This window comes from Variovorax sp. KK3 (assembly GCF_001984055.1).
Classification (GTDB): Bacteria; Pseudomonadota; Gammaproteobacteria; order Burkholderiales; family Burkholderiaceae_C; genus Variovorax.
Window position 1 is genome coordinate 20,433 of record NZ_LYVO01000004.1, and the last position, 24,757, is coordinate 45,189.

Below are 24,757 nucleotides of genomic sequence, written 5' to 3' on the forward strand. Positions count from 1 at the left end.
ATGGAAGACTCAAGCCCCCGTCCGCTCGCCATCGTCAAGGTGGGCGATACCTTCGGCCACTTGCGTGAAACGCATGGCGATTTCGAACAGTGGGTCGGCGACCGCCTGGGCCCCGTCGGCCTGCCGGTGGTGGTGCTCGACCCGCGCCGCGGCGACACGCTGCCCGCGCCGAATCGACTCTCGGGCGCCATCGTGACCGGCTCGCACGCCATGGTGTCGCACCGCGAAGACTGGAGCGAATCGACCGCCGAATGGATCGCGCAGCTGGTCGCGCACGGCACGCCGATGCTCGGCATCTGCTACGGACACCAGCTGCTCGCCCACGCACTGGGCGGCGAGGCAGGCGACCATCCGGGCGGCCCGGAGGTCGGCACCGTCGACGTCGCGCTCACGCCCGCGGCCGCCGGCGATCCGCTGCTGCAGGCGCTGCCTGCGCATTTCAAGGCGCAGGTGGTGCATTGGCAAAGCGCCCTGCGCTTGCCGCCACACGCGGTGCATCTGGCCGGCAATGCTTTCGAGCCGCACCAGGCTTTTCGCGTGGGCCCACGCGCCTGGGGCCTGCAGTTCCACCCCGAGTTCGACGACGCGGTGATGCGCGTCTACGTCGACCGCTCGGCCGGCGAGCTGCGCTCCCGCGGCTTCGACCCGTCGGCGCTGCGCGACCAGGTGGCACCCACCCCCGAAGCCACCGCGCTGCTGCGTCGCTTCGCGGCCATCACCGAGGCGCATGAGACGGCCTGCGCCCTGCCGGCCTGAGCACGGGCGGCATCGGACTGCGACTACACGGCCGCCGCGACAGGTGCGCTAAGGTGCGGCCATTCCATCACCGAAGCGAAGGTCGACCATGCCCTCCACTGCCCCGGTCGCGGCGATGACGCGCAAGCACTTTTCGATGATCCGCGGCTTTCACCTGGCCGACTTGTTCACGCTGGGCAATGCCGCCTGCGGCGTCGGCGTGGTGTTTCTCGCCATGGCCTACGTCGGCAGCCAGTCGCTCGCGCATTTCCTGTGGGCCGCTGCGCTGGCGCCGGCCGCTTTCATCTTCGACGTGTTCGACGGCCGCATCGCGCGCTGGCGGCAGACCCAGTCCGCGCTCGGGCGTGAACTCGATTCGCTCGCCGACGTCATCTCCTTCGGCGTGGCACCCGCGGCGCTCGGCTTCGCCGCCGGCCTCGACGGCGGCTGGGACTGCGTGATCCTGGTCTATTTCGTCTGCTGCGGCGTCAGCCGGCTGGCACGCTACAACGTCACGGCCGAGTCGCTCTCGGGCGGCGGCGACAAGGTCAAGTACTTCGAGGGCACACCCATCCCCACCAGCGTGGTGCTGGTCGGCGTGCTGGCCTGGGCTGCCTGGCAAGGCCGCGTCGGCGATGCGGTGTGGGGCGGGCAATGGATGGTCGGCCCCTGGGCGCTGCATCCGCTGACCTTGCTCTTCGCGTTGTCGGGCACGCTGATGATCAGCAAGACGCTGCGCATTCCGAAGCTTTGAGGGGTGCGCGGGATTGCCGCGCCGGCCTGAAGGTGCTCGCATGGCTATAGTGCGGCCACCGAGCCATGCAATCGATCCACCTCGCCAGGGCCGAGATCAAGGCCCCTCATTTCCGCAGCGGCTTGATCCCGCGCAACCGGCTCGAAAGGCAACTCGGCGATGCATTGGCGAGATATCGCGCAGTGCTGCTGGTCGCGCCGGCCGGTTATGGAAAGACCGCGGCGCTGTCACGTCAGCTTGAAGACGTTTCCGCCGGTCGGGCCGTCGCCTGGCTCACCGTCGACGAGGAAGATGACCTCCAGCGATTGCTGTCCTACCTGATCCAGGCGCTGGACCCTTTCGATCCGCCCTGGCGCGTCGCACCCGAGATCCTTCTCGACCTGGTGACGCAAGGCAAGCTGCGCGAGGCGGCGGACGCACTGCTTCAGACGCTCGAAGCCACCGACGTGCCCAACGGCGGCGTGCTCGTGCTCGACGATGTTCATTGCGTCACGGACCTGCACGTCTTCGAGTTCCTGCGCCTTCTGCTCGAGGGACTTCCTGCGGGCTGGACTCTCGCCATCGCAACGCGGGAGGAGCCGCCGCCGACACTGGGCCTGGCGCGTTGGCGTGCGCGCCGGGAACTCGCCGAATTCGACACGTCGTCGCTGAGCTTCTCGATGGATGAAGTGCAGGCGCTCATGCGGCATGCCAACGGCAGCGACGACCCCGAACGGGCGAAGCGGCTTTTCGAGCGCACCCAAGGCTGGGCCGCAGGCCTCTGCCTGGGCCTCGAGGCATCGGAGCAATCGTCCGCCTCGGCACCACGTCGCGTCTGGCAGAGCCGCAGGCACCTGTTCGACTACCTGGCCAGCGAAATCTTCCAAGCACTGCCGGTTGAACTGCAGCAATTTCTGCTGCGCTGTTCCGTGCTGTCCGAACTCACTGCCGAGCGATGCGCCTTGGTCACAGGCCAATCGAACGTGGAAGGGTTGCTGGACGAGCTCGAACGCAGAAGGCTCTTCGTCTCGGTGCTGGACGAAGAAGAGCTGACGCTGCGCTTGCACGACCTCTTCCGCGATTTTCTGGAGGAGCGGCTGCGGCGGCTGAATCCGCACGAGGTGCCCGGTCTGTTGCGTCGCGCCGCCGCCGGCGAGCACGACCTCGTTCGCCGCACGCTCGCCTACCTGCGCGCCGGCGCATGGGACGAGGCGCAGCAGAGCCTGTCATCCGCGGCGCCGGACATGCTGGCGTCCGATGAATACCAGCGGGTCATTCACATGATCGAGCAGTTTCCTGCAGACGTTCAGGCCCGGTCGCCAAGCCTGGCCTATATCCGCGGGTTGCACGATTGGCGGCACGACCAATACGCCGCAGTGCATGTGACGATGACGCGTGCCGCGCAAGGCTTCGAGGCGCTGGACTTGCATGACGATGCACAGCGCGCCCGGGCGATGCAGGCGCTGGCCATGTACTTCTGCGGCCAGATGGACGAGGCCCGGCAGCTCGGGCAGGCGGTACGCGCCCGCGCCATGAGCATCGAGACCGAGGCGCTCTGCGAGCTGCTCGATTTCTGGTACGAATGCCACCGGGGGCCCGTCGAAGGTCCGGGCCTGCGGCTGGCGCGGCTCGTGGACCTGCTGAACCGCTCGGACAGCGCCGAGCTGTGGTCTCGCTGCATGCCGAGGGTCAACCTGTTCATCGGCCGCCCCGGAGTCAGCCGACAGATCCAGCGCCTGGTGCGCGGGGCCCGCGCCGCGGCCGGCGAAACGCATTGGTCCTTGCAAGCCAACATCAACATGACGGAAGCGTGGCTGCTGTTGTGGCAGGGCCGCATCGCCGAGCTGGAACTCGCATTCGACCGAATCGAAGCCGATGCTCACTGGCTCGGCCAGCCTCCCAGCTTGCGTGTGCGCCTGCTGCTGCTGAAGATCATGGTGCATGTCGCCCACGATGACAGGGCCGCCGTTCGTGCGACCGGCGACGCGATCGCCGCGCTGGCCGCCACGCTGGATCGGGCCAGCGAGCTGCCGTCGATGTCCCTCGCGCTCACCGTCCGGGCCTACGCCGCGGTCGAGGACTGGGACGCGGTGCGCGCCGATCTGCCGAAGCTCGAGGCCGCCGTCGGGTATGAAACGGGGCCGATCAGGATGCAGATCGACACGATCAAGGCGATGCTGGCCTTGCACGAGGGGCGGGTCGCCGATGCCCTGAAGATGCTGCGGCCCCAGGTGGCGGGCACCCAGCTCCACGACACCGCCTATATCGCCGTCATGGCCCGCACCCGGCTTGCGCTCGCAGAGCTGGCGAGCGGCGCGCCGGATTCGGCGTGGAGCGCACTGCAACCCTTGATCGAGCGCGTGATGGCCAGCAACGACACGGGTCCGATCCTGACATCAGGGACGCCGACGCTGGCGGCGCTGTCGCGCACGGCGTGGAGCACTGCCGTGCCCGAGCGCCAGCTGGCAACCCTGCGCGACTGGTCGGAGACACTGCGGCAGTTCAAGGCCAAGGCCGAAACGGTGCCAGGCCCGGGCAGCCCACCTGCCGCGCCGGCCGGCCTCACGGCGCGCGAACTCGAGGTGCTGGCGCTGCTGGCCGGCGGACAGAGCAACAAGGTCATCGCCCGATTGCTGGACCTGAGCCCGCACACCGTCAAACGCCACGTCGCGCGCATCCTCGATCGCCTGGACCTGTCCTCGCGCGTCGAGGCCGCCGGCTGGTACCGCGCGCGCACCGCGGGCTGAGCCGGCCTCGATTCCGTCTCGCGCACCGGCATGGCTCGGTTACGCTCGCGCCCCATGCAATCCGTGCTCCGCATCTTTTCGGCAGTCGCGCTCGGCGCCTGGCTGCTCGTGCTGCCTGGCTGCGCGATGCTCCCGGCGACGCCGGAGCGCCAGCCTTCCACCGCCTTCACCAGCACCGACGACACAGCGCTCGGCCGCGAACTGGCACCCGAGCTGGCAGCGCATCCGGGGCGCTCCGGCATCCTGCCGCTGATCGACGCCGAAGAAGCTTTCGCAGCCCGCGCGGCGCTGGCGAAGGCGGCCGAGCGCAGCCTCGACCTGCAGTACTACATCTGGCGCAACGACACCACCGGGCAGTTGCTGTTCGAGGCCGCATGGGACGCTGCCGAGCGCGGCGTGCGCGTGCGCATCCTGGTCGACGACAACAACACCGCCGGGCTCGACGGCACGCTGGCCGTGCTCGATGCGCATCCGCGCATCGACGTGCGGCTGTTCAATCCCTTCGCCAACCGAGGCTTTCGCCTGGGTGCCTTCGTGCTCGACTTCGCGCGCCTCAACCGGCGCATGCACAACAAGTCCTTCACCGCGGACAACCAGGTCACCATCGTCGGCGGCCGCAACGTGGGCGACGAGTACTACGGCGCCAATTCGCGACTCGGCTTCCAGGATCTCGATGTGGCGGCCGTGGGCCCGGTGGTGCGCGAGGTTTCGCGTGAATTCGATCTCTACTGGAACAGCGAAGCCGCCTACCCGGCGTCCAGCCTGCTGCCGCCGCCAACGGCAGATGACCGGGCGCGCCTGCTGGCCCAATGGACGCAACTGCACCAGTTGCCCGAGACGCAGCGCTACCTCGAAGCCGTGCGCCAGACGCCGTTGATCCGGGACGTGAACGAGCACCGCGTGCGCTTCGAATGGGCCGATGCCCGTGTCGTCAGCGACCTGCCCTCGAAGGTGCAGCCCGATGCGGACCGCGAGGCAACCCTGATGTTTCCCTTGTTGAAGGAGGCCATGGGCGAACCGCGGCGCGAGCTGGACCTGGTGTCGCCCTACTTCGTGCCCGGCCAGGACGGCACGCAGGAACTGGCGGCCCTGGCGCGCAGCGGCGTGAAGGTGCGCGTGCTGACCAATTCGCTCGCCGCCACCGACGTCAGCGCGGTGCACTCCGGCTATGCCCGCTACCGGCAGACCCTGCTCGAGGCCGGCGCGGTGATCTACGAGCTCAAGCCCGGTGCCGCGCCGCCGCCGCGCCCCGCCGAAGAGCGGCTCCGGAACCCGGGCGGCAGTTCGGCCGCCAGCCTGCATGCGAAGACCTTCGGGGTGGACCGCGCACGCATCTTCGTGGGCTCGCTCAACCTCGACCCGCGATCGGTGCGGCTCAACACCGAGATGGGCGTGGTCATCGACAGTCCGGTGCTGGCGCAGCGGCTAGCCGAAGAAATCGACAAGGTCGTGCCGGCCTATGCCTACGAGGTGCGCCTGGCGAAGCCAGGCCCCCACATCGTGTGGGTCGAACGCGACGCCCAGCGCGAGACGGTGTACGACACCGAACCCGGCGCCGGTGCACTCCGGCGCATCTGGGTCAACTTTCTTTCATTGCTGCCGATCGAATGGTTGCTGTGACGCTCGGCTGGACGCTGCGGCGTCGCTATAGTCGTCACAACTTGTTTCGTTCGTCTTCATGCAGTCCATCAGCATCGCCAGGGCCAAGATCCAGGCACCCCGTTTCCGTCGCGGTCTCATCGAACGCAGTGAACTCGAGCAGCAATTCGGCGACGCCATTCGAAGCCGCCGATTGGTGCTCCTCATCGCACCTGCCGGCTACGGCAAGACGGCCGCCCTGTCGCGCCAACTGCAGCGCCTGCCTGAAGGTTGTGCCGTCGTCTGGCTGGCCGCCGACGAGGAAGACGATCTCCATCGATTCCTGTCGCACCTGATCGAAGCGCTCGAACCGCTCGACCCGCCATGGCGCATGGCGCCGGAAGCCATGTTCGAACTGGTCGCACACGGCCGCCTGCGAGAAACCGCGACGGCCATGCTCCACGCGATCCAGGCCACCGAGACGCCGCAAGGTGGCGTGATCGTGCTGGACGACATGCACGCCGTCGCCGACCACCGCGTCTTCGAGTTCCTCGAATGCCTGCTCGCAGGGTTGCCGCAGAACTGGGCGCTGGTGATCGCATCGCGCGAGGAGCCGCCGGCCGCGCTGGGCCTGTGGCGCTGGCGCGCACGGCGCGAGCTGGCCGAGTTCGACGTATCGGCGCTGAGCTTTTCGGCGCACGAAGCGCAGGACCTGTGGCGCCATGCGACGGGGCGCGACGAACCGGAAGAAGCACAGCGCCTGCGGGACCGCACCCAGGGCTGGGCGGCCGGACTTTGCCTGGGCCTCGAAGCCTCTTCGCGCTCGACTGGCAACGCACCCATGAACGTCTGGCGCAACCGCCGCGACCTGTTCGATTACCTGACCAGCGAAGTCTTCGAAGACCTGCCCGAGGAATTGCAGCAATTTCTGCTGCGCTGCTCGGTGCTTGCGGAACTCACGGTCGAACGCTGCGAACAGGTCAGCGGCAATCCGCGCGCGGCCGAGCTGCTCGAAATGCTCGAACGCCGCCGGCTGTTCGTCTCGGTGCTCGACGGCGAAGAATTGACGCTTCGCCTGCACGATCTGTTTCGCGACTTTCTCGAGGAACGGCTGCGCCGCCAGTATCCGGACGAAGTCCCGGCCCTGCTGCGCCGTGCCGCCGCGGGCGAGGCCGATCCCGTGCGCCGCACCATGACCTACCTCCGCGCGGGTGCGTGGGAAGAGGCGCAGCGGAGCCTGGCCGACGCCACGCCCGACATGCTGGCCAGCGACGAAGGCGCACGAGTGATCCGCCTGGTGGAGCAGTTCCCTCCGGACATCCAGGAACGCTCGCCGATGTTGGCCTATCTGCGCGGCCTGTGCGCCTGGCCCCATGACCAGTACACCGCCGTCGCCGCGGCCATGGACCGCGCGGCAACCGGATTCGCCGCCGAAGGACGCCACGACGAGGCGCAGCGCGCACAGGCGACGCAGGCGCTGGCCGTGTTGTTCTGCGGCCAGATGGACGCCTCCCGGCGCCTGGCCGAGATGGTCCGCGCGAGGCCGATGGATCTGGAGACGGAAACGCTCAGCGAACTGCTCGAATTCTGGTACGAGGCCTACCATGGTCCCGTCGAGGGGCCGGGCGAGCGCCTATCGAAGGTCGTCACGCTGCTGCAGCGCAACGGAAGCCCCGAGTTGTGGGCCCGCTGCATCACCAACGTCAACATGTTCATCAGCCGCCCTGGCGTCGGCCAGCAGATCCGGCGGCTGGTGGACAGTGCCAAGCTGGCCGTCGACGAGGCGCACTGGTCTTTCCAGGCCAACGTGCGCCTGACCGAGGCGTACCTGCTGCTGTGGCAAGGCCGCATCGGCGAACTGGAAAGCCTGTTTCAGAGGATCGAGGAAGACGCACGCTGGCTGGGCCAGCCTGCGAATCTTCGGGCGCGGCTGCTCGTGCAGAAGCTCAACTATCACGTGTTGCGTGACGACCGGAGTGCCGTTCGCCAGGCCCGAGATCTTCTCGTCGCGCATGCCAACTCGCTCGATCCCTCCAGCGACCTGCCGTTGACGTACCTTGCCGTGGCCATGCGCGCCTCGGTCGCGATCGAAGACTGGTCGCACCTGCGCGTGCATCTGCCCAGGTTCGAACTCGACGCCGGCCGCGAGAACCCCAGCCTGCAGATGTTCATGCGCGCCTTCACCGCGCAACTGGCATTGCACGACGGCCGCGTGGGCGAGGCCTTGGCGGACCTGCGCGATCTGGTCGCCCACTCGGCACAGCTCAACACCACCTACCTCGACGCCATGGTCCGTACGCGGCTTGCACTCGCCGAGATGGCGGGCGGATCGCCAGGTGCAGCCTGGCAGGCGCTGGAGCCGCTGATCGACCGGGTGACGATCCAAGGCAACCTGGGCGAGTTGCTGGGCACCGGGGTCCAGGCGCTCACCGAACTGTCGCGCGCCCCTTGGGATCGAAGCGCGCCCGCGGACAAACTGGCCGCCCTGCGCCGGTGGATCGAGGCCGTCGCGCAGTCCAGTGCGCCCCTGCGCAGGCAGGAACGGCGGATGTCCACCGAGGCCGACGATGCAGGCCTCAGCCCGCGCGAACTCGAGGTCCTCGCGCTGCTGGCTGCCGGGCAGAGCAACAAGCTGATCGCGCGGCATCTGGACCTGAGCCCGCACACGGTCAAGCGCCACGTGGCACGCATCCTCGACCGGCTCGACGTGTCGTCGCGGCTCGAAGCCGCCGCATGGCACAGCAAGCACGTCGCAGGCCACATGCCCGCCACCGGGACCTGAGGCCGTACGCCTACGAGTCCCGCCCCGCGGTGAACGCCGGAAGCGCGCGCTGCATCTCTGGGCCATTCCTGGCATAGTCGTCCGCCGGGCATGCACACCAACAGTCACATCGCCAGAGCCAAGATCCAGGCCCCCCTGTTTCGCAGCGGTTTGATCGACCGCGTGGACCTGGAACACCGCCTCGGCGAAGCGATCACGAGCCGTCGCCTGGTGCTGCTCGTCGCGCCGGCGGGCTACGGCAAGACGGCAGCGCTGTCTCGCCAGTTGCAGCGCCTGCCTGAAGGTTACGGGGTCGCCTGGCTCACCGTGGACGAGGAAGACGACCTCCGGCGCTTGCTCGGCTACCTCATCGAAGCGCTCGACCCGCTCGATCCGCCGTGGCGCGTCGCACCCGAAGCGTTGTTCGACCTGCTGGCCCAGGGCCATCTGCGCGAGGCGGCGAGCGCCGTGGTCACCACGCTCGAGGCCACGGACACGCCGCACGGCGTGATCGTGCTGGACGATCTGCATACCGTCGTCGACCCGCTCATCTTCGAGTTCCTCGATCGACTGCTCGAACATCTGCCGCAGAACTGGACGCTGGTGGTGGCGACGCGCCTGGAGCCGCCGCTGGCGCTGGCGCGCTGGCGGGCACGGCGCGAAATGTCGGCATTCGACGAAACGGCGCTCAGCTTTTCCCGCGACGAGGTGCAGGCCTTGTGGTACAGCGCCACCGGACAGGACGACGCCGAGCAGGCCCAGCGGCTGCACGAGCGGACGCGCGGCTGGGCCGCCGGCCTGTGCCTGAGCCTCGAAGCGTCGAGAACGGCGCCCGGCAGCGAACCGAAACGGGTCTGGCAAAGCCGCCGGCACCTGTTCGACTACCTCGCCAGCGAAATCTTCGATGGCCTGCCGGTCGAGCTGCAGACCTTCCTCATGCGCTGTTCCCTGCTCGCCGAGCTCACGGCACTGCGATGCGAACAGATGACCGGCCATGCGCGCGTCGTCGAGTTGATGGAGGACATCGAGCGGCGCCGCCTGTTCGTCTCGGTGCTCGACAGCGAAGAGCTGACCTTGCGGCTTCATGATCTTTTTCGCGACTTCCTGGAGGATCGCCTGCGACGGCTTCACCCGGAAGAGGTGCCCGGGTTGCTGCGCCAAGCCGCTGCAGGCGAAGCCGACCCGCTGCGCCGCATCCTCATGTATGTGCGCGCGGGCGCCTGGGACCAGGCGCAGCACGCGCTCAGCGCCTCCGCCGGCGACATGCTGGCCAACGATGCAGGCGCCGAGGTCATGCGAATCGTGGAGCAGTTTCCGGCAGACATCCAAGCCCAGTCGCCCTGGCTGGCCTACGCCCGCGGCCTGTGCAATTGGCGGCACGACAAGTACAGCACGGTCCGTTCCGACATGGCCCATGCCGCGGCGGGCCACGATGCGCTGGGCCGGCACGACGACGCGCAGCGCGCACGGGCGATGCAGGCGCTCGCCATGCTCTTCTGCGGCCAGATGATGGAGGCGCGGCAGTTGGGCCAGGTGCTTCGCTCGCATCGCATGGACCTCGAGACCGAGACACTGTGCGAGTGGCTCGACTTCTGGCACGAAAACCTCAACGGCCCGATCGACGGCCCGGGCCGCCGACTGTCGGGCTTGATCGACCTGATGATGCGAGGCGCGACGCCCGAGTTGTGGACTCGCTTCATCCCGCGGGTCAACTTGTTCATCGGCCGCCCCCGCGTGGCGGCGCAGATCCAGCGCCTGATTCACGCCGTCCGGGCGGTGGCCGGCGACCGGCACTGGTCGCTGCAAGCCAACGTCAACGTCACGGAAGCCTGGCTTCTTCTGTGGCAAGGCCGAATGGAAGAACTGGAAGTGGCGTTCGAACGGATCGAGGGCGACTCTCATTGGCTGGGCCAGCCCCCCACCCTGCGCGCCTGGTTGCTCATGTTGCGGGTGATGGCACAGGTCATCTGCGGCGAAGAGAACGCCGTGCGCACCACCGGCGCCGTCGTCTACAAGCAGACATCCGACCTCGACCGCTCCAGCGACCTCGCCTCGCTTTCGCTGGCGATGAACCTCCGCGCCTTCGCCGCCATCGGCGACTGGCCGACCGTGCGCACGCATATCGCCGCGCTCGAAGCGCAGCCCGGCCACGACGCGCCTCCCATGCAGTTGCTCTTGCGTACCACCCGGTCGATGCTGGCGCTGCATGAGCACCGCGTCGACGACGCCCTGATCACGCTGCGCGAGGTGGTCGCCAATGCGGGATTGCTCGAGGCGACCTACGTCGGCGTCATGGCGCGGGTGCACCTCGCACGGGCCGAGCTGGCCGTCGGTTCACCGAGCGCCGCGTGGCAGGCGCTGTCGCCCTTGATCGAGCGCTTCGGCGCGGGCGGCGAACTCGGCCCGATCATGTACACCGGCTCGAAGACCTTGACCGAGCTGGCCACCGCCCCATGGCGGGGCGCAGCGTCCGACGATGGCCTGGCCATCCTGCGAAACTGGGTCGACACGTCCCGACGCTTGAAGGTCGGCGCCGAAGCCAGGCCGGCCACGGGATCGGCAAAAGACCATGCCGGCCTCAGCGAACGTGAACTCGAGGTGCTTGCGCTCTTGGCCAACGGACGGAGCAACAAGCTGATCGCGCGAGATCTGGACCTGAGCCCGCACACCATCAAGCGCCATGTCGCACGCATCCTCAACCGGCTGGACCTGGCCTCGCGCGTGCAGGCGGCCGACTGGTATCGCACCCGCGTCGGCACCTGAAATGGGCGGACCGTCGCCCTTCTGCAGTCCTCGGGAGCACTTGTCCGCGAGGATGGCCGATGGCGGCCATCGCCTTCTCAATCCTGCCAAGGCAGCATGATCGTCATGACCTCTTCCCCATCGTCGCCGGCATGGCGTTCCATGATCAGCGACAGGCGCGGTCCGCTTTGCACTCTGCGATGCAGCGGGAACTGAACCGTCGGCCCGTCTTGCCGGAGTGCCTCTGCGTGGGCAATCAGCAACGTGGCCCAAAGCAGCAAATCGGAAGCCCTGCAAGCGGCATCGCTCTCGACCGATATATCCATGCCCTCGACGCATGCGGTCCACGCGTTCCGCGTCATCGCGACAGGCACCGTGATGCCGGCCTTGCTCGCCCATCGGCTCATGTCCATCAGGATGCCCTCGGCCAGCATCTGCGCGCGTCCATAGCCATTCATGGCTTCGCGATCGTCGAACATTCAGTACTCCTTGGTTGTGATTGCAACGAAAACTGAATCTATGAATCGCCAGGCTTCTGGCAACTAGTGAGGATTACCAGGGACAAAAAGCCAAGGACGTGGATGATCCGGCCGCGGAGCCGCACGCAGGCGTCTTGCACAATGCGGTTCGGGGAGAAGCAAACAACATGAATGTTCTATTGGTCGAAGACCAGCCGGTCGTCTCGGAAGCAACAGCAGACAAGGTTTCCCGCAACCCTCGCGTGGCATCGATCCATGTTTGCAATACAGCGCAGCAGGCGCTTCAAGCGCTGAGTTCACAGCCGGCGCACTGGGGCCTCATCCTCCTGGACCTCGACGTGCCCGGCGCCGTGGGCCTGTCTCTCGCAACCGAGATCGCACGCGCAGGCAAGGCGCCGATCACATGCATCCTCACCGGCTCGCCGCGGCCGGACTACATCGCGCAGATCCGCGCCGCCGGCTTTCTTGGCTACATCCTCAAGGCCATGGAGGTCGAGCCCCTGGTCCGCGCGCTCGATACCGTGCTCGCCGGGGAAAAGTCGTTTCCCGCTGCCTGCTCGACAACTGCAGGTGTGCCCCGCCTGACTGCGAGGCAAACCGAATGCTTGCAACTGGTCAGCGAAGGCAAGTCGACCAAGCAGATTGCGCAGATCCTCAAGCTGCACATGGGTACCGTCAACTACCACATCGATTCGGCCATGGACGCGCTCGATGTGAACTCGCGCGCCCACGCTGTGCAGCGCGCGCTCAGGTTTGGTTTGGTGACGTTGCGCGGAGTGCTCGCGTGAATGCGCGTCTCGATACGCAGCCATGCCTGGATGAGACGCCGACGAGCGATGGCGAGCTGCGAGCGCGGCCGCGTGGTCGACTGCTGCTGACGGTGAGTCCGGCCCACAAGCATCTCGCCATGCGTGCATTTGCGATCCAGCAGGTCGTCAACTGGACGACGGTCTTGGGGCTCATCGCCGTTCATCGTTTCTACCCGATCATGACGCCCGCCTCGCTTTGGCAATGGGTTGGTGTCTTCCTGGCCAGCTGGGTGTTGCGGATGGGAATGGTGGCGCCGCTGCAACGATTGCCACCGTCTGCCGTGCAGAAGTCTGCGCTGCTCAAGAGCCTGCCGTTGGCCAGCGGCCTGGTAGGTTGCACGTTCTGGATATGGACGACGCAGTTGTTCGTGGGGCCGGAGCTTTCTCTGCGCGAACTCATGCTGTTCATCGGCTTCCTTGGCATTTCGATCTCGATGACGGGTATGTGGCCGGTGACGCCTGTGACGTCGATGAGCTACTACCTGCTTCTCTGGTCCGGGATCTCTTACGCTTTCTGGGTCAATAAGACTGCGACGGCGCCCGCCCTGATGGCTGTGAACGCGAGCGTGACGGCCATCATCTGGCTCAACGTGCTTGTTTCGATCCGGCAAGTTGATGCGCAACTCGCGCGCGGCCAGGCTCTCGCCGAACTTGAACGTTCCAACCAAGAGCTTGAAGCGTTGAAGAACGCGGCCTGGAACACGCTCCAGACAAGATCGGTCTTTTTTTCCGAGGCGAGTCACGACTTTCGACAGCAACTGCACGCGGCCAAGTTGTGGGTGTCTTCGGCCATGTCGGCCAGCAAGGGCGACGCTGATGCAGCGCGGCCGTTGGAGCGCCTGGGACAGGAGTTGAATGCACTCCAGAAATACATCGACAAGGTGCTCGACTTCGCTCGCATCGAGGCGCTGGACACCAAGGCTCAACCTGAACGAACGACCATCCAATCGATGTTCCAAAGCCTGGACCTGACCTTCGAGAATGCATCGATCGAGGATGGGGCCATCCTGCGCTTCCGCAGAACGTCCGTTGTCATTCGCACCGACCCTTCGATGCTGTTGCGCATACTCGAGAACTTGGTTTCGAACGCCATGAAGTTCACGCGCGGAGGCGTGTTGGTTTGTGCGCGGCGACGCAGTTCATTCATGGCGCTTCAGGTCTGGGACCAAGGCCCGGGCATCCGTGCGGACGCACACCAAAGAATCTTTGAAGCCTTTCATCGAGAGGACGAAAGCGGAAGCGCCCGAAAAGGCTCGGGACTGGGCCTCGCCATCGTCAAGCGCTTCGCGGATCGGCTTGGTTACGCGATAGAGGTTCGATCCGTTCTTGGAAAGGGCTCGTGCTTCACGTTACTCGTCCCCATGACGTGCGTCGAACGACCGCGCGATACGGTTGCCCCATGAAACGACGGCTGTTCGACATGTTGTGCGGCTTGCGCTTACTTGGTGTCATCTGGGCCGTGCATGGATTCGGGGCAGGCATCTGACGCCCGTGCCGACCGTTGGCCCGTCCTTTGCCCGCGCCAAGGTCACGTCCTCCGGCAACCCTGCCCCGGGTTAGCCCTTACCCGCCCTCGCACCGGGCCGGCTTCAATGTTGAACATGTTCACAGTTCAACCCGGCTCATGACTTCTCTGCGATTCGCTCCCCAAGCCTTGGCGCTCGCCTCCGTCGCCCTCCTCGCTGCATGCGCGACACCCCCGGCCCCCGGTGGCCGCAGCGTGACCATCGAGCGCACCACCTACGGCATCGCCCACATCACCGCCCCCGACGACGAAGGCATTGCCTACGGCGTGGCCTACGCGCATGCGCAGGACAACGTCTGCCAGACCGCCGAGCACCTGCTCACCGTGCGCGGCGAGCGTTCGCAGTTCCTGGGACCCCAGGCCCTGGGCGAACTGGGGCTGGGCCGACTGCCCAATGCACAGATCGACCAGTTCGTGCGCGCGCACATGGACGACGCCGCGCTGGCGCGCGCCGGCGCGACCACCAGCGAGCAGGTGAAGGCCGCACTGCGCGGCTACGTCGCCGGCTACAACCGCTACCTGCAGGACACAGGTCCGGGCGGCCTGCCCGAGGCCTGCCGCAACAAGTCGTGGGTGCGGCCCATGACGGCGGCCGACCTATCGCGCACCACCGAGATGTCGATGATCCAGGGCGGCCTCGGTGCATTGGCCGGCGCGGTGCTGGCAGCCACGCCGCCCGCGCCCGGCACGCGCACCGCCGAAGCGCCGGTGCCGATGGACCAGGCCGTGGCAGAGATCGGCCGCCACAGCTTCAATGCCAACCCCGAAGGTGGCGAGCTGGGCTCCAACGGCTGGGCCTTCGGCCGCAACGCCACACCGGACGGCCGCGGCCTGGTGCTGGGCAATCCGCACTTCCCTTGGACCGGCACCAACCGCTTCTGGGAGATGCACCTGACCATTCCGGGCAGGCTCGACGTGATGGGTGCCACCGGCGGGCTGAGCCCGGTGGTGGCGATCGGCTTCAACAAGGACGTGGCCTGGACCCACACGGTGTCGACCGGCAAGCGCTTCACGCTGTACGAGCTGCAGCTCGATCCGTCGGACCCCACGGCCTACGTCGTCGACGGCCAGACGCGCAAGATGAGCACGCGCACCGTCGTCGTGCCCGGCGTCGACCCCGCCTTGCCGCCGCGCACCTTCTACTACACCGACTGGGGCCCGGTGATCTCGCTGCCCCGCGCCGGCCTGGGCTGGACCACGAGCCGGGCCTATGCGATTCGCGATGCCAATGCCGGCAACGTGCGCTCGGCCCAGAGCTGGATGCAGATGGCCGTGGCGCGCAACGTGGCCGAGCTGCGGGCGGCCATGGGCAACCAGGGCATGCCGTGGATCAACACCATCGCGGCCGACCGCGAAGGCAACGCGATGTATGCCGACCTGTCGGTGGTGCCCGACGTGCCGGCCGACATGCTGCAGCGCTGCGCCCCCTCGGCCAATGCGGCGGCGCTCTGGCGCTCGGCCGGCCTGGCGGTGCTCGACGGCTCGCGCACGGCCTGCGCCTGGCAGCGCGACGCCGGCGCGGCCATGCCGGGCGTGACGCCGCCGGCCCGCATGCCGGTGGTGGTGACGCCGGACTGGGTGCAGAACAGCAACGACAGCTACTGGCTCTCCAACCCGCGCCTGGCGCCGCCGCCGAACATCTCGCCGCTGGTCGGCCTGGTCGGTACGCCACAGCGGCTGCGCACGCGCAGCGGCGTCATGGAAATCGAATCGCGGCTGGGCGGCTCCGACGGCCTGCCGGGCAACCGCATGGGCGCGGCAGACCTGCGCAGCGTGATCTTCCGCGACCGCAACCTGGCCGGCATGCTGGTGATGGACGACCTGGCCGCCGCCTGCGCCGCCAACGCCGCCACCCTGGTGCAGGACCAGGCACTGGGCTGCCGCGTGCTCGCGGCCTGGGACCGCACCAGCAACAGCGCCTCGAAGGGCGCCCCGCTGTTCCGCGAGTTCTGGCGCAAGGCCAAGGACATTCCGCGCGTCTGGCGCGTGCCCTTCGACCCGGCGCGGCCGGTGGTCACGCCGGCGGGGCTCGACATGGCGACGCCGGCCACCCGCGACGCGGTGTTCAAGGCGTTGGGCGAGGCAGTGGGCATCGTGCGCACCGCCGGCTTCGCGGCCGACGTGCCGTTGGGCGAAGTGCAGGCCCGCCTGGTGCGTGGCCAGAAGGTCGCGATCCACGGCGGCGACGAGTTCGAGGGCGTGCTCAACAAGGTGGAGAGCCAGGGCCAGTCGCTGATCGACCCGCAGGGCTACCGCATCAACTACGGCAGCAGCTACATGCAGGTGGTGGGCTTCGACGAGCGCGGGCCGGTCGCGCACGCTATCCTGACCTACGGACAGAGCAGCGACCCCGCCTCGCCCCGCGCCTACGACCAGCTGCCGCTGTTCGCGGCCAAGCAATGGCACCCGCTGCCCTTCCACCGCGCCGACGTCGAGGCGCAGCGCGTGGGCGCACCGCTCCGGCTCGCCTACTGAATCGAACCCACTGCGAAACACAAAGGAATCCATGCATCCCGGTCTGGCCGAACTGATCCGCCTCTCCGCCGCCGAGCCCCTGGCTCCGGCCTGCGACCACTTCTACTTCTTGCGCCACGGCCAGACCGAAGGCAATGCGAAGCGCATCTTCCAGGGCGTCGACATCGAATTGAGCGAACTGGGCCTGGAGCAGGCCACGCGCGCCGCCGAGCGGCTGGCCGGCGAGCCGATCCGCAGCGTGGTCTGCAGCGACGCGCGCCGCGCCTTCGACACCGCGCACACGGTGGCGGCCGGGCTGGGCCTGACGCCACTGCACTTCGAAGGCCTGCGCGAGCGCAATTTCGGCGCGCTGATCGGCACCTCGTCGGCCGACCTGGACTGGGCCTGCGAGCCTGAGGGCGGCGAGACGCTGCCGCAATTCGTCGCACGCAAGCGCGCTGCGCTGGCGGCTGCGCTCGAGCATCCGGCGCCGGTGCTGATCGTGGCGCACGGGGGATCACTCCATGTGCTGGCCGCCGCCCTGCACGTGCCCTCGGATGCGGCCGTGCTGGGCAATGCACAGCCGTTGCGCTTCGAGCGCGACGGCGGGGCCTGGTCGGTGAAGCCGCTGCTGCAGCAAGCGGATGGAGGTGGGTCGGCCCTGGCCTGAGCAGGCACGGGTCGGGCCCGCTTGAACAGTCCACCACCCCATGCAGTCCCACGTCCTCGTCAAGGCGAAGATCGAGGTGCCGCACTTCCGCAGCGGCTTGATCCAGCGTACCGGGCTCGAGCAGCGGCTGGGTGAGGCGATGGCGCACCAGCGCCTGGTGCTGCTCGTGGCTCCGGCGGGCTATGGCAAGACGGCAGCGCTGTCGCGCCAACTGCAGCGCCTGCCGACGGGCTGCGTTTTCGCCTGGCTCACCGCCGACGAGGACGACGATCTGCAGCGTTTTCTTTCCCACCTGATCGAAGCGCTCGAACCCCTCGATCCACCCTGGCGCCTGGCGCCCGAAGCCTTGTTCGATCTGGTGGCGCGCGGGCGGCTGCGCGAGACGGCAGCCGCGCTGCTGCGCACCCTGCACGCCACGGACGCCCCCGAGGGCGGCGTCATCGTGATCGACGACCTCCACGCTGTGGCCGATGCTCGCGTGTTCGAGTTTCTGGATCACTTGCTCGACGACCTGCCGCAACGGTGGACGATGGCGATCGCGACCCGCACGGAGCCACCCCTGACGCTGAGGCGTTGGCGTGTTCGCCGTGAAATGACCGAGTTCGACGAGCAAGCGCTGGAGTTCAGCCGGAGCGAAGTAGGTGCGCTTTGCCGGCACGCCATGGGAAGCGACGATCCGTCACTGACCGAGCAGTTGCTGTCCCGAACCAAAGGCTGGGCCGCCGGGCTCTGCCTGAGCCTCGAAGCCCGCGAACGCTTCGGAGCATCCGCCGCCAAGGGCGCTTTGCAGAACCGCCGGTATCTTTTCGAGTTCCTGGCAAGCGAAGTGCTCGCAGGCCTTCCGCAAGAGTTGCAGGACTTCCTGCTGCGCTGCTCCGTGCTGTCGGAACTGAGCCTGTCGCGATGCAGCGAGGTCAGCGGCAGTCCGCACACGTACGAGTTGCTGGAAGACATCGAACGGCGGCGCCTGTTCGTGTCGGTGCTGAATGGCGACGAGCTGACGATGCGCCTGCACGACCTTTTTCGCGACTTCCTCGAGGAGCGCCTGCGCCGGGTTTTCCCCTTGGAGGTACCGGCGCTGCTGCGCGTCGCCGCAGCGGGTGAACCCGACCCGGTGCGCCGCACGCTGATGCACCTGCGCGCCGGGGCCTGGGACGCAGCGCAGGAGAGTCTTGGCAACGCAACCCCGGACCTGCTGACGAGCGACGGGGTCGGCCAGGTGCTTCGCATCGTGGACCAGTTTCCATCCGAGATCCGTGATACGTCGGCCGTGCTCGCTTACGTCCGAGGTCTGTGCGCCTGGCCGCAATCGCAACACGCCCAGGTCGCGGCGATCATGGAGCATGCCGCGTCCGGGTTCGACGCCTTACAGCGGCACGACGAAGCCCAGCGCGCCCGTGCCATGCAAGCGCTCGGCAGCGTGTTTTGTGGACGCGTCGACGAGGCGCGCCGTCTCGGCCAGCGCGTGCGCGCACGACCGATGGACCTGGAGACCGAGACGCTCGTGGAAATGCTCGATTTCTGGATCGAGGGTCGGGTCGGTTCGCTCGAAGGCCCGGGTCGCCACCTCGGCAACGTGGTCGCCCTGCTGCTTCGCGGAGCCAGTGCCGAGTTCTGGGCGCGCTGCATGCCGCATATCAACGTGTTCATCAACCGTCCGGGCGTCAGTGCGCATTTCCAGCGCCTGGTCGATGGCGCCAGAGCGGCCGCGGGCGGCGCACACTGGGCGCTCCAGGCCGCCGCGAACGTGACGGAGGGGTGGCTCCTCCTTTGGCAGGGCCGCACCGCGGAACTGTCGCAGTCGTTCCAGCGCGTCGAGGACGACGCGCGCTGGCTGGGCCAGCCGGTGGCCCTGCAGCTGATGCTGCTGAACCAGCAGCTCAACCGCGACGTGATCGTCGATGACCGCGATGCGGCGCGGATCAAACGGGACAAGCTCTTCGAGCACATCGAATCGATCGATCCCTCCAGCGACGTGCACCTCTCGTACGTCGCCCTCGGGCTGCGCGCTTCCATCGCCATCGAGGACTGGCCGACCGTGCGCATGCACCTGCCCCGCCTCGAAGCCGATGCCGCGCGCGGGAATCCTTCGATGTCCCAGTACCTTCTGATCTTCAAAGCCACGCTGGCGCTGGAGGAACGGCGGATCGGCGAGGCGCTGGCGATCCTGCGCGAACTGGCCGCCAATCCGGACCTGCCGAGGTACATCCACGTCGAAGCCATGGCACGGACGCGACTGGCGCTCGCCGAACTCGCCGATGGTTCGCCCGGGGCGGCCTGGCGCGCACTCCAACCGCTTCTCGAACGCGCGGCCATTCACGGGAACGTCGGCGAGCTGCTCATCACGGGCGTGCAGGGCCTGCGGGATTTGTCCGCCGCAGCCTGGGGCGATGTCGCGAACGCCGGGCTTCTGGCGGATCTGCGCCGATGGGTCGACGCCGCCGTGCGCAGCCGGCCCGGACCTCCACGGGCCGAGGCGGATCTTGCGATCGACACCGCAGGCCTCAGCCCGCGCGAGCTGGAGGTGCTCGCGTTGCTGACCGAAGGCCAGAGCAACAAGCTCATCGCGCGCTGCCTTGATCTGAGCCCGCACACGGTCAAACGGCACGTGGCCCGCATCCTCGAACGCCTCGACCTGACGTCGCGTGCCCAGGCGGCCAACTGGTATCGCGAGCACCTCGCGGCATGACGACGACACGAGATGTCGGTCACGATTTGTCACGCCGTGGAAGCGGTCCTACAACGACCGTGATGCCGCTCCTGCAACATTCGGGGGCCGGCGCCACTCATAGCGGCTGAGCTGCATCACGCACATCTCTTTCGCCTTCCGCCCCACTTTCACATGGACTTCAAGGACTATTACCAGGCACTCGGCGTCGAACGCAGCGCGTCGGAAGACGACATCCGGAAGGCCTACCGCAAGCTGGCGCGCAAGTACCACCCCGACGTCAGCAAGGAGCCCGACGCGGACCAGCGCATGCGCGAGATCAACGAGGCCAACGACGTGCTGCGCGACAAGGAGAAGCGCGCCGCCTACGATGCCCTGGCCGAACAAGTCGCCCAGGGCCGCCATGCAGGCGGCCGACCTGGCGAAGGCTTTCAGCCGCCGCCGGGCTGGGACGAGGGCTTCGAATTCCACCGCGGCCCGGGCCAGGGGCCGGCCGACCATGCGGACTTCAGCGAGTTCTTCTCGTCGATGTTCGGGGCGGCCGAACGCCGTGGCGCCGAGCGCCGCCACTACCGGGCGCGTGGCGAAGACCACCACGCGGCCATCGAGATCGCCCTGGAAGATGCGCTGCATGGCGCCGAGCGCGAGATCGCCCTGCGCTCTCAAGTGCTGGACGACCAGGGCCGGCCCGAATGGAAGGCCCGCACCCTGAGCGTGAAGATCCCGCCCGGCGTGCACCCGGGCCAGTTCATCCGGCTGGCCGGCCAGGGCATGCCGGGCCATGGGGGCGAGCCGGCGGGCGACCTGTACCTCGAGGTGCGAATCGCACCCCACAAGCTCTACCGCATCGAAGACCGTGATCTCTACATGACGCTGCCCGTGACACCGAGCGAAGCGGCCCTGGGCGCCCAGGTCCAGGTACCCACGCCGGCCGGCAGCGTGGTCGAGGTGAAGGTGCCGCCCAACGCCCGCAGCGGCCTGAAGCTGCGGCTCAAGGAACGCGGCCTGCCCGGCAAGCCGCCGGGGAACCTCTACCTGCTGCTGGAGATCGCACTGCCGCCCGCCGACACCGACGCCGCCCGCAAGGCCTACGAGCAGCTCGCTCAGGCAGCCCCCTTCGATCCACGCCGCCACCTGGGAGTCTGAGACGCCATGACCCGCCCTTCTTACGACAGCACCGCCCTGGGCAGCGCGCATCCGCTGCGCGCGCACGAGCTGGCGCATGCCTGCGGGGCCGAAGTCGGCTGGGTCGTCCAGCTGGTCGAGGTCGGCATCGTCGAGGTGCGCACCCCTGCCGAGCGACCCGACGACTGGTGCTTCCATAGCGCCGACCTGCAGTGCGCGCTGGATGCGCGACGGCTGGAGCGCGATTTCGGTGTGGGGTTGGACGCGGCCGCCCTGATCCTCGATCTGGAGCATGAGGTGCGGCGCCTCAAGGCCCTGATGAGCGCACGGGGGCTCGGCCGAGAGATCTGAGATGCCCATTGTTTGTGATCAGTGCGGCACGGAGAACCGCGAGACGGCCAAGTTCTGCAAGGGCTGCGCAGCCAAGCTGCCGGCCTTCATCGCCACCGGCCCCTCGGCGCTCGAAGGCATGAAGTCGCTGCGCGGCGCCCGTGCCGCGCCCGTGGCGGCGGCCCTGCCGCCCGCGGGACAGTTGCCGATCGAGACCAAATCTTTCTGGGTGCGTTTCGCGGTGCTGTCGGTGCTGGTCACCGCCGTCTTCGTCAGCTGGTACGCCTACGTCACACGCAAGGTGCCGGTGAATCCCGTACCCCCTCCCGCCCTGGCCAAGGCGGCGTCGCCGGTGTCCGTCGCGGCGGCCAGGGAGCCCCTGGCGCCGTTGGACGCCCCCAAGGTGGGCGCACCCGAGCCGGTGCGCGCGACCGAGGCGCTGGACCCGACTGAACGCATCGTCGCGCTGGGCCCGACGCGGCAGATGCAGCCGGTACAGGCGCCACCGCCATCGCAGCCGATGCAACCGATTCAGCCGATTCAGCCGATGCAGCCGATGCATCAGCCCACGCGCGTGCCTCAGAACGAGGTCTATGTCGAGCGGGTCGATCAGCAGCCGCGCAAGGTGGCCGCCGTTCGGCAGACCGAGCCGGAGCATCGCGCGGCGGCATCGGACCCGCGCCCCGGCTGCTCGCACCTGCACTTCATCGCCGCGTCGCGCTGCGAGGCCAACCAGTGCGCGAAGCCGCAGTTCTACAAGCACCCGCACTGCGCCGTGGTGCGCGAGCAGACGCGGCGCGACGTGGCCCGGCGCAACCCGCTGCAGCTCGGCTACTGAGCGGCGGCGCTTCGTGGCGCCGGCGTCGCTGGCGGCATCACTGCATCGTCTTCAGGTTGCCGATGCGCACCAGCATCTCGGTGAACATCTGCATGTCGGCATCGAGATCGACCACCTCCTTGAACTCCTTGGCGTTGTGCGCGGTGTACTTCTTGCCGGGCATGGCCGGGCCGAAGTTGATGGCGTTGGGCATCAGCTTGGCGGTGGTGCTGCCGGCGGTGGGCACCGGCTTGGCTTCGAGACCAGTGGTGTCGCCGTAGATGTTGAGCAGGGTCGAGAGCCAGGCGCCCTTGGGATCGCGGGCCATCCAGTCGCCCTGCTGGTAGTCGATGTCGACGGCGACCTGGTTCGCGGCGGCCCACGCCTTGATCTTGCCGTTGATCGATGACGTGAGCTCGGCGGGCGTGTTGCCGCGCGGCATGCGGACGTTGGCCGTGACTTCGAGCTTGCCGTCCTTTTCGCGAATGAGGTTGGGCGACATGGTCAGCGGGCCCATGAAGTCGTCCTTGTAGGCCACGCCCATCTTCTCGCCGAGGTAATCGAGGGCGTAGAGGCCGTTCAGGTAGCGGATGGCCTTGGCGTAGTGGTTGTCGGCCAGCGTGATGCCCGACTCTTGCAGGAAGAGCGCCAGGCGGGGCAACGGGTTCACGCCCTCCTCCGGCCGCGAGCCATGGGCCGAAACGCCCGTCACCTTGATGTCGATGGCATCGTTGGCGCGGGCGATGTCGATGCCGAACTTGCCGCCTTGGGTTTCGTACTTCTGGATGAAGGCTGCCTTCGCCGACTCGAGCCGGCTCGCGGCCTGCGCGAGGTCGCCGCCTTTCAGGGTCGCCGTGGCGGTTTGCGGCACCGCGTTGGCCGCGGCGGAGCCGGCCATTGCGGTGATGGCGGTCTGCGCGCCATCCGCGGCCTGCACCGGGAACAGCACGCGCAGCCCGCCCGAGCCTTTTTCGGCGACCACGGCCGGGTACTTGCTGTCGAGCACGATGTTGTAGTCGGGCAGCGTGGTCCGGTCGCGGTAGTACTTCATCGCGTCGCCACCGGTTTCCTCGGTCGTCTCGATCATCAGGCGGATGGTGCGCGCGAGCGGCAGGCCGCTCTCGCGTACCGTCTTCATCGCGTAGAGCACGGCTGCGATGGAGCCCTTGTCGTCGATGGTGCCGCGCCCGTAGAGCATGTCGCCCACGCGGGTCATCTTGAACGGGTCGAGCCGGGTGCCGTCGTCGAGCACCCATTCCTCCAGCACCGCGGGCACCACGTCGGCATGGGTCAGGATGCCGAATTCTTCGCTGCCGCGGCCCGGCAGCTTGACTTCGAAGATGCGGTTGTCGACGTTGCGGAACTGCAGGCCGAAGTCGATCGACATCTTCTCGACCATCTGGCCGAACTCGACGATGGCCTTGCTCTCGTGCTGTGGCACCTTGTCGATGCGCACGGTGGGCAGGGCCACCATGGCATCGATGCTCGCGATCACGGCGTCATGGTTGTGCAGGCGGTTGTACAGGCCCAGCAGGCGCGCGATGTTGGTGAGGTCGTCACCTTGGAGCGGCGCCTTCTTGCCGTAGGCCGCGACGCTGCGCGCGAGCTTCGGGTCGGCCTTCGCGGCCTGCGCGAGAAAGGCGCGGAAGTTCGGCGAAGGCTTGCCCTGCTGGGCCGCGACCAGCCGGTCGAGTTCGGGCTTCTTGAGGGTCTGGGCCGCGGCGGGCAGGCTGCACGCGAAGGCAAGGCCGAGGGAAAGAACGGACAGTGAAAGTTTCATCGGAAGCTCCAGCGGACCGAAGGGTCCGCAGCCAGGAAAAGCCGCGAGTCTACGCAGACTAGACGCCAGGCGGCGCCGGGCAGCAATGGGCCGGCGAGCGGCTCAACCGGCCGGCGCCGTGATGCCGAACAGCGAATCGATGGCCGCCCGTGCATCGTTGCGCAGTGCGTCGACAGCCTGCTCGTCGCCCGACAGATGGCGCAGAAGATATTGCTGGAACAGGCCGTCGAAGAGCGCATAGAGCACCGAAGGCGCCAGCGGCATCGGCACGCCGGCGAGTTCGGAGAAACGGGTCAGGACGCGCACGACCATGTTCTCCAGGCTCTTGTCGATGGCCGTCACGTCGGCGCGGAAGGCGTCTTCGAACAATGCCTGCGCGCGCAGGTCGTACCACAGGCGGTGCATGTGGGCCTCGTTGCGCAGCGTGTCGCCGAGCGCCAGCAGGAAGCCGTCCATCATCTCGCCGTAGCTGGCCGCGTCGGCGGTGACGCGGTCGTAGCGGGTGACGCAGCGTGCCTTGTACTGGCGCACGCTGCAGACGATCAGGTCGACCTTGTCGCTGAAGTAGTAGTGCAGTACGCCGTGGGAGAACACCGAGTTCTGCGCGATCTCGCGAAGGCTGGTGCGGGCGTAGCCCAAGGTGGCCAGCGTCTGCAGCGCCGCTTCACCGAGCTGGGCGCGGCGCTCGGCAAACTTGTCGTCACGCGCGCGGGGCACGCGATCTGCCTGCTTTTCCCTGGGTGAAGCCATGTTCGAGAGACGCTAGTCGGGGGGGGCGAGACAGGATAGCACGCGGCACGTCAG

Annotated in this window: 17 protein-coding genes; 14 read left to right on the plus strand and 3 right to left on the minus strand. The window is 67.8% G+C overall.

Translation table 11 applies throughout. From position 1 onward, the window contains the following. From B0W80_RS03045 to B0W80_RS03070, 6 genes are all read left to right on the plus strand, one after another. Window positions 1-756 (plus strand): glutamine amidotransferase, encoded by a 756-nt coding sequence (locus tag B0W80_RS03045; protein WP_076997748.1) that lies wholly within the window; start codon window positions 1-3, stop codon window positions 754-756. Window positions 757-844: 88 nt separating this feature from the next. Continuing rightward, window positions 845-1,489 carry a phosphatidylcholine/phosphatidylserine synthase gene (locus tag B0W80_RS03050; protein WP_256856461.1) on the plus strand — a complete coding sequence of 215 codons (645 nt, stop codon included), beginning with the start codon at window positions 845-847 and terminating at the stop codon, window positions 1,487-1,489. Between the two features lie 65 nt (window positions 1,490-1,554). Further along, the gene (locus B0W80_RS03055; RefSeq protein ID WP_076997636.1) at window positions 1,555-4,215 is read left to right on the plus strand and encodes a LuxR C-terminal-related transcriptional regulator; all 2,661 of its coding nucleotides are present in this window, start codon (window positions 1,555-1,557) and stop codon (window positions 4,213-4,215) included. A 54-nt stretch (window positions 4,216-4,269) separates the two neighbouring features. Next, a complete protein-coding gene (locus tag B0W80_RS03060; protein ID WP_076997637.1) occupies window positions 4,270-5,835 on the plus strand; it encodes a phospholipase D family protein in 1,566 nt (521 codons plus the stop codon). A 58-nt stretch (window positions 5,836-5,893) separates the two neighbouring features. Then, window positions 5,894-8,575 carry a LuxR C-terminal-related transcriptional regulator gene (locus B0W80_RS03065; protein ID WP_076997638.1) on the plus strand — a complete coding sequence of 894 codons (2,682 nt, stop codon included), beginning with the start codon at window positions 5,894-5,896 and terminating at the stop codon, window positions 8,573-8,575. Between the two features lie 90 nt (window positions 8,576-8,665). Continuing rightward, a complete protein-coding gene (locus B0W80_RS03070) occupies window positions 8,666-11,317 on the plus strand; it encodes a LuxR C-terminal-related transcriptional regulator (protein ID WP_076997639.1) in 2,652 nt (883 codons plus the stop codon). 77 nt (window positions 11,318-11,394) lie between these two features. Here the strand turns inward: B0W80_RS03070 and B0W80_RS03075 are convergent, their stop codons facing one another. Beyond that, on the minus strand, window positions 11,395-11,775 hold the full coding sequence (locus tag B0W80_RS03075; RefSeq protein WP_076997640.1) for a DUF6573 family protein: 381 nt from the start codon (window positions 11,773-11,775) through the stop codon (window positions 11,395-11,397). Window positions 11,776-11,942: 167 nt separating this feature from the next. Here B0W80_RS03075 and B0W80_RS03080 point away from each other — a divergent pair, with 167 nt between their 5' ends. The 8 genes from B0W80_RS03080 (at window position 11,943) to B0W80_RS03115 (ending at window position 22,194) form a co-directional block, all read left to right on the plus strand. After that, window positions 11,943-12,563, plus strand: coding sequence for a response regulator transcription factor (locus tag B0W80_RS03080; protein ID WP_083745150.1), 621 nt, complete (start codon window positions 11,943-11,945; stop codon window positions 12,561-12,563). Beyond that, complete coding sequence (locus B0W80_RS03085) at window positions 12,560-13,987, plus strand: sensor histidine kinase KdpD (protein ID WP_143684455.1); 1,428 nt, start codon at window positions 12,560-12,562, stop codon at window positions 13,985-13,987. The genes B0W80_RS03080 and B0W80_RS03085 overlap by 4 nt, the downstream gene beginning before the upstream one ends. A 221-nt stretch (window positions 13,988-14,208) precedes the next feature. Continuing rightward, window positions 14,209-16,584, plus strand: coding sequence for a penicillin acylase family protein (locus B0W80_RS03090; protein WP_076997643.1), 2,376 nt, complete (start codon window positions 14,209-14,211; stop codon window positions 16,582-16,584). A gap of 31 nt (window positions 16,585-16,615) precedes the next feature. Continuing rightward, entirely contained in the window at window positions 16,616-17,233 is a 618-nt protein-coding gene (locus tag B0W80_RS03095) for a histidine phosphatase family protein (RefSeq protein ID WP_076997644.1), read from the plus strand. A gap of 40 nt (window positions 17,234-17,273) precedes the next feature. Next, window positions 17,274-19,922 carry a LuxR C-terminal-related transcriptional regulator gene (locus B0W80_RS03100; protein ID WP_076997645.1) on the plus strand — a complete coding sequence of 883 codons (2,649 nt, stop codon included), beginning with the start codon at window positions 17,274-17,276 and terminating at the stop codon, window positions 19,920-19,922. Window positions 19,923-20,075: 153 nt separating this feature from the next. Then, window positions 20,076-21,047 (plus strand): DnaJ C-terminal domain-containing protein, encoded by a 972-nt coding sequence (locus tag B0W80_RS03105; RefSeq protein WP_076997646.1) that lies wholly within the window; start codon window positions 20,076-20,078, stop codon window positions 21,045-21,047. Between the two features lie 6 nt (window positions 21,048-21,053). Continuing rightward, complete coding sequence (locus B0W80_RS03110) at window positions 21,054-21,377, plus strand: chaperone modulator CbpM (RefSeq protein WP_076997647.1); 324 nt, start codon at window positions 21,054-21,056, stop codon at window positions 21,375-21,377. 1 nt (window position 21,378) lies between these two features. Continuing rightward, window positions 21,379-22,194, plus strand: coding sequence for a zinc ribbon domain-containing protein (locus B0W80_RS03115; protein ID WP_076997648.1), 816 nt, complete (start codon window positions 21,379-21,381; stop codon window positions 22,192-22,194). Between the two features lie 37 nt (window positions 22,195-22,231). Here B0W80_RS03115 and B0W80_RS03120 read toward each other — a convergent pair whose 3' ends face one another. Both B0W80_RS03120 and B0W80_RS03125 read right to left on the minus strand, forming a co-directional pair. After that, window positions 22,232-23,953 (minus strand): dipeptidase, encoded by a 1,722-nt coding sequence (locus B0W80_RS03120; protein WP_179106818.1) that lies wholly within the window; start codon window positions 23,951-23,953, stop codon window positions 22,232-22,234. A gap of 102 nt (window positions 23,954-24,055) precedes the next feature. Continuing rightward, a complete protein-coding gene (locus B0W80_RS03125; RefSeq protein ID WP_256856463.1) occupies window positions 24,056-24,670 on the minus strand; it encodes a TetR/AcrR family transcriptional regulator in 615 nt (204 codons plus the stop codon). Window positions 24,671-24,757 lie beyond the last annotated feature (87 nt).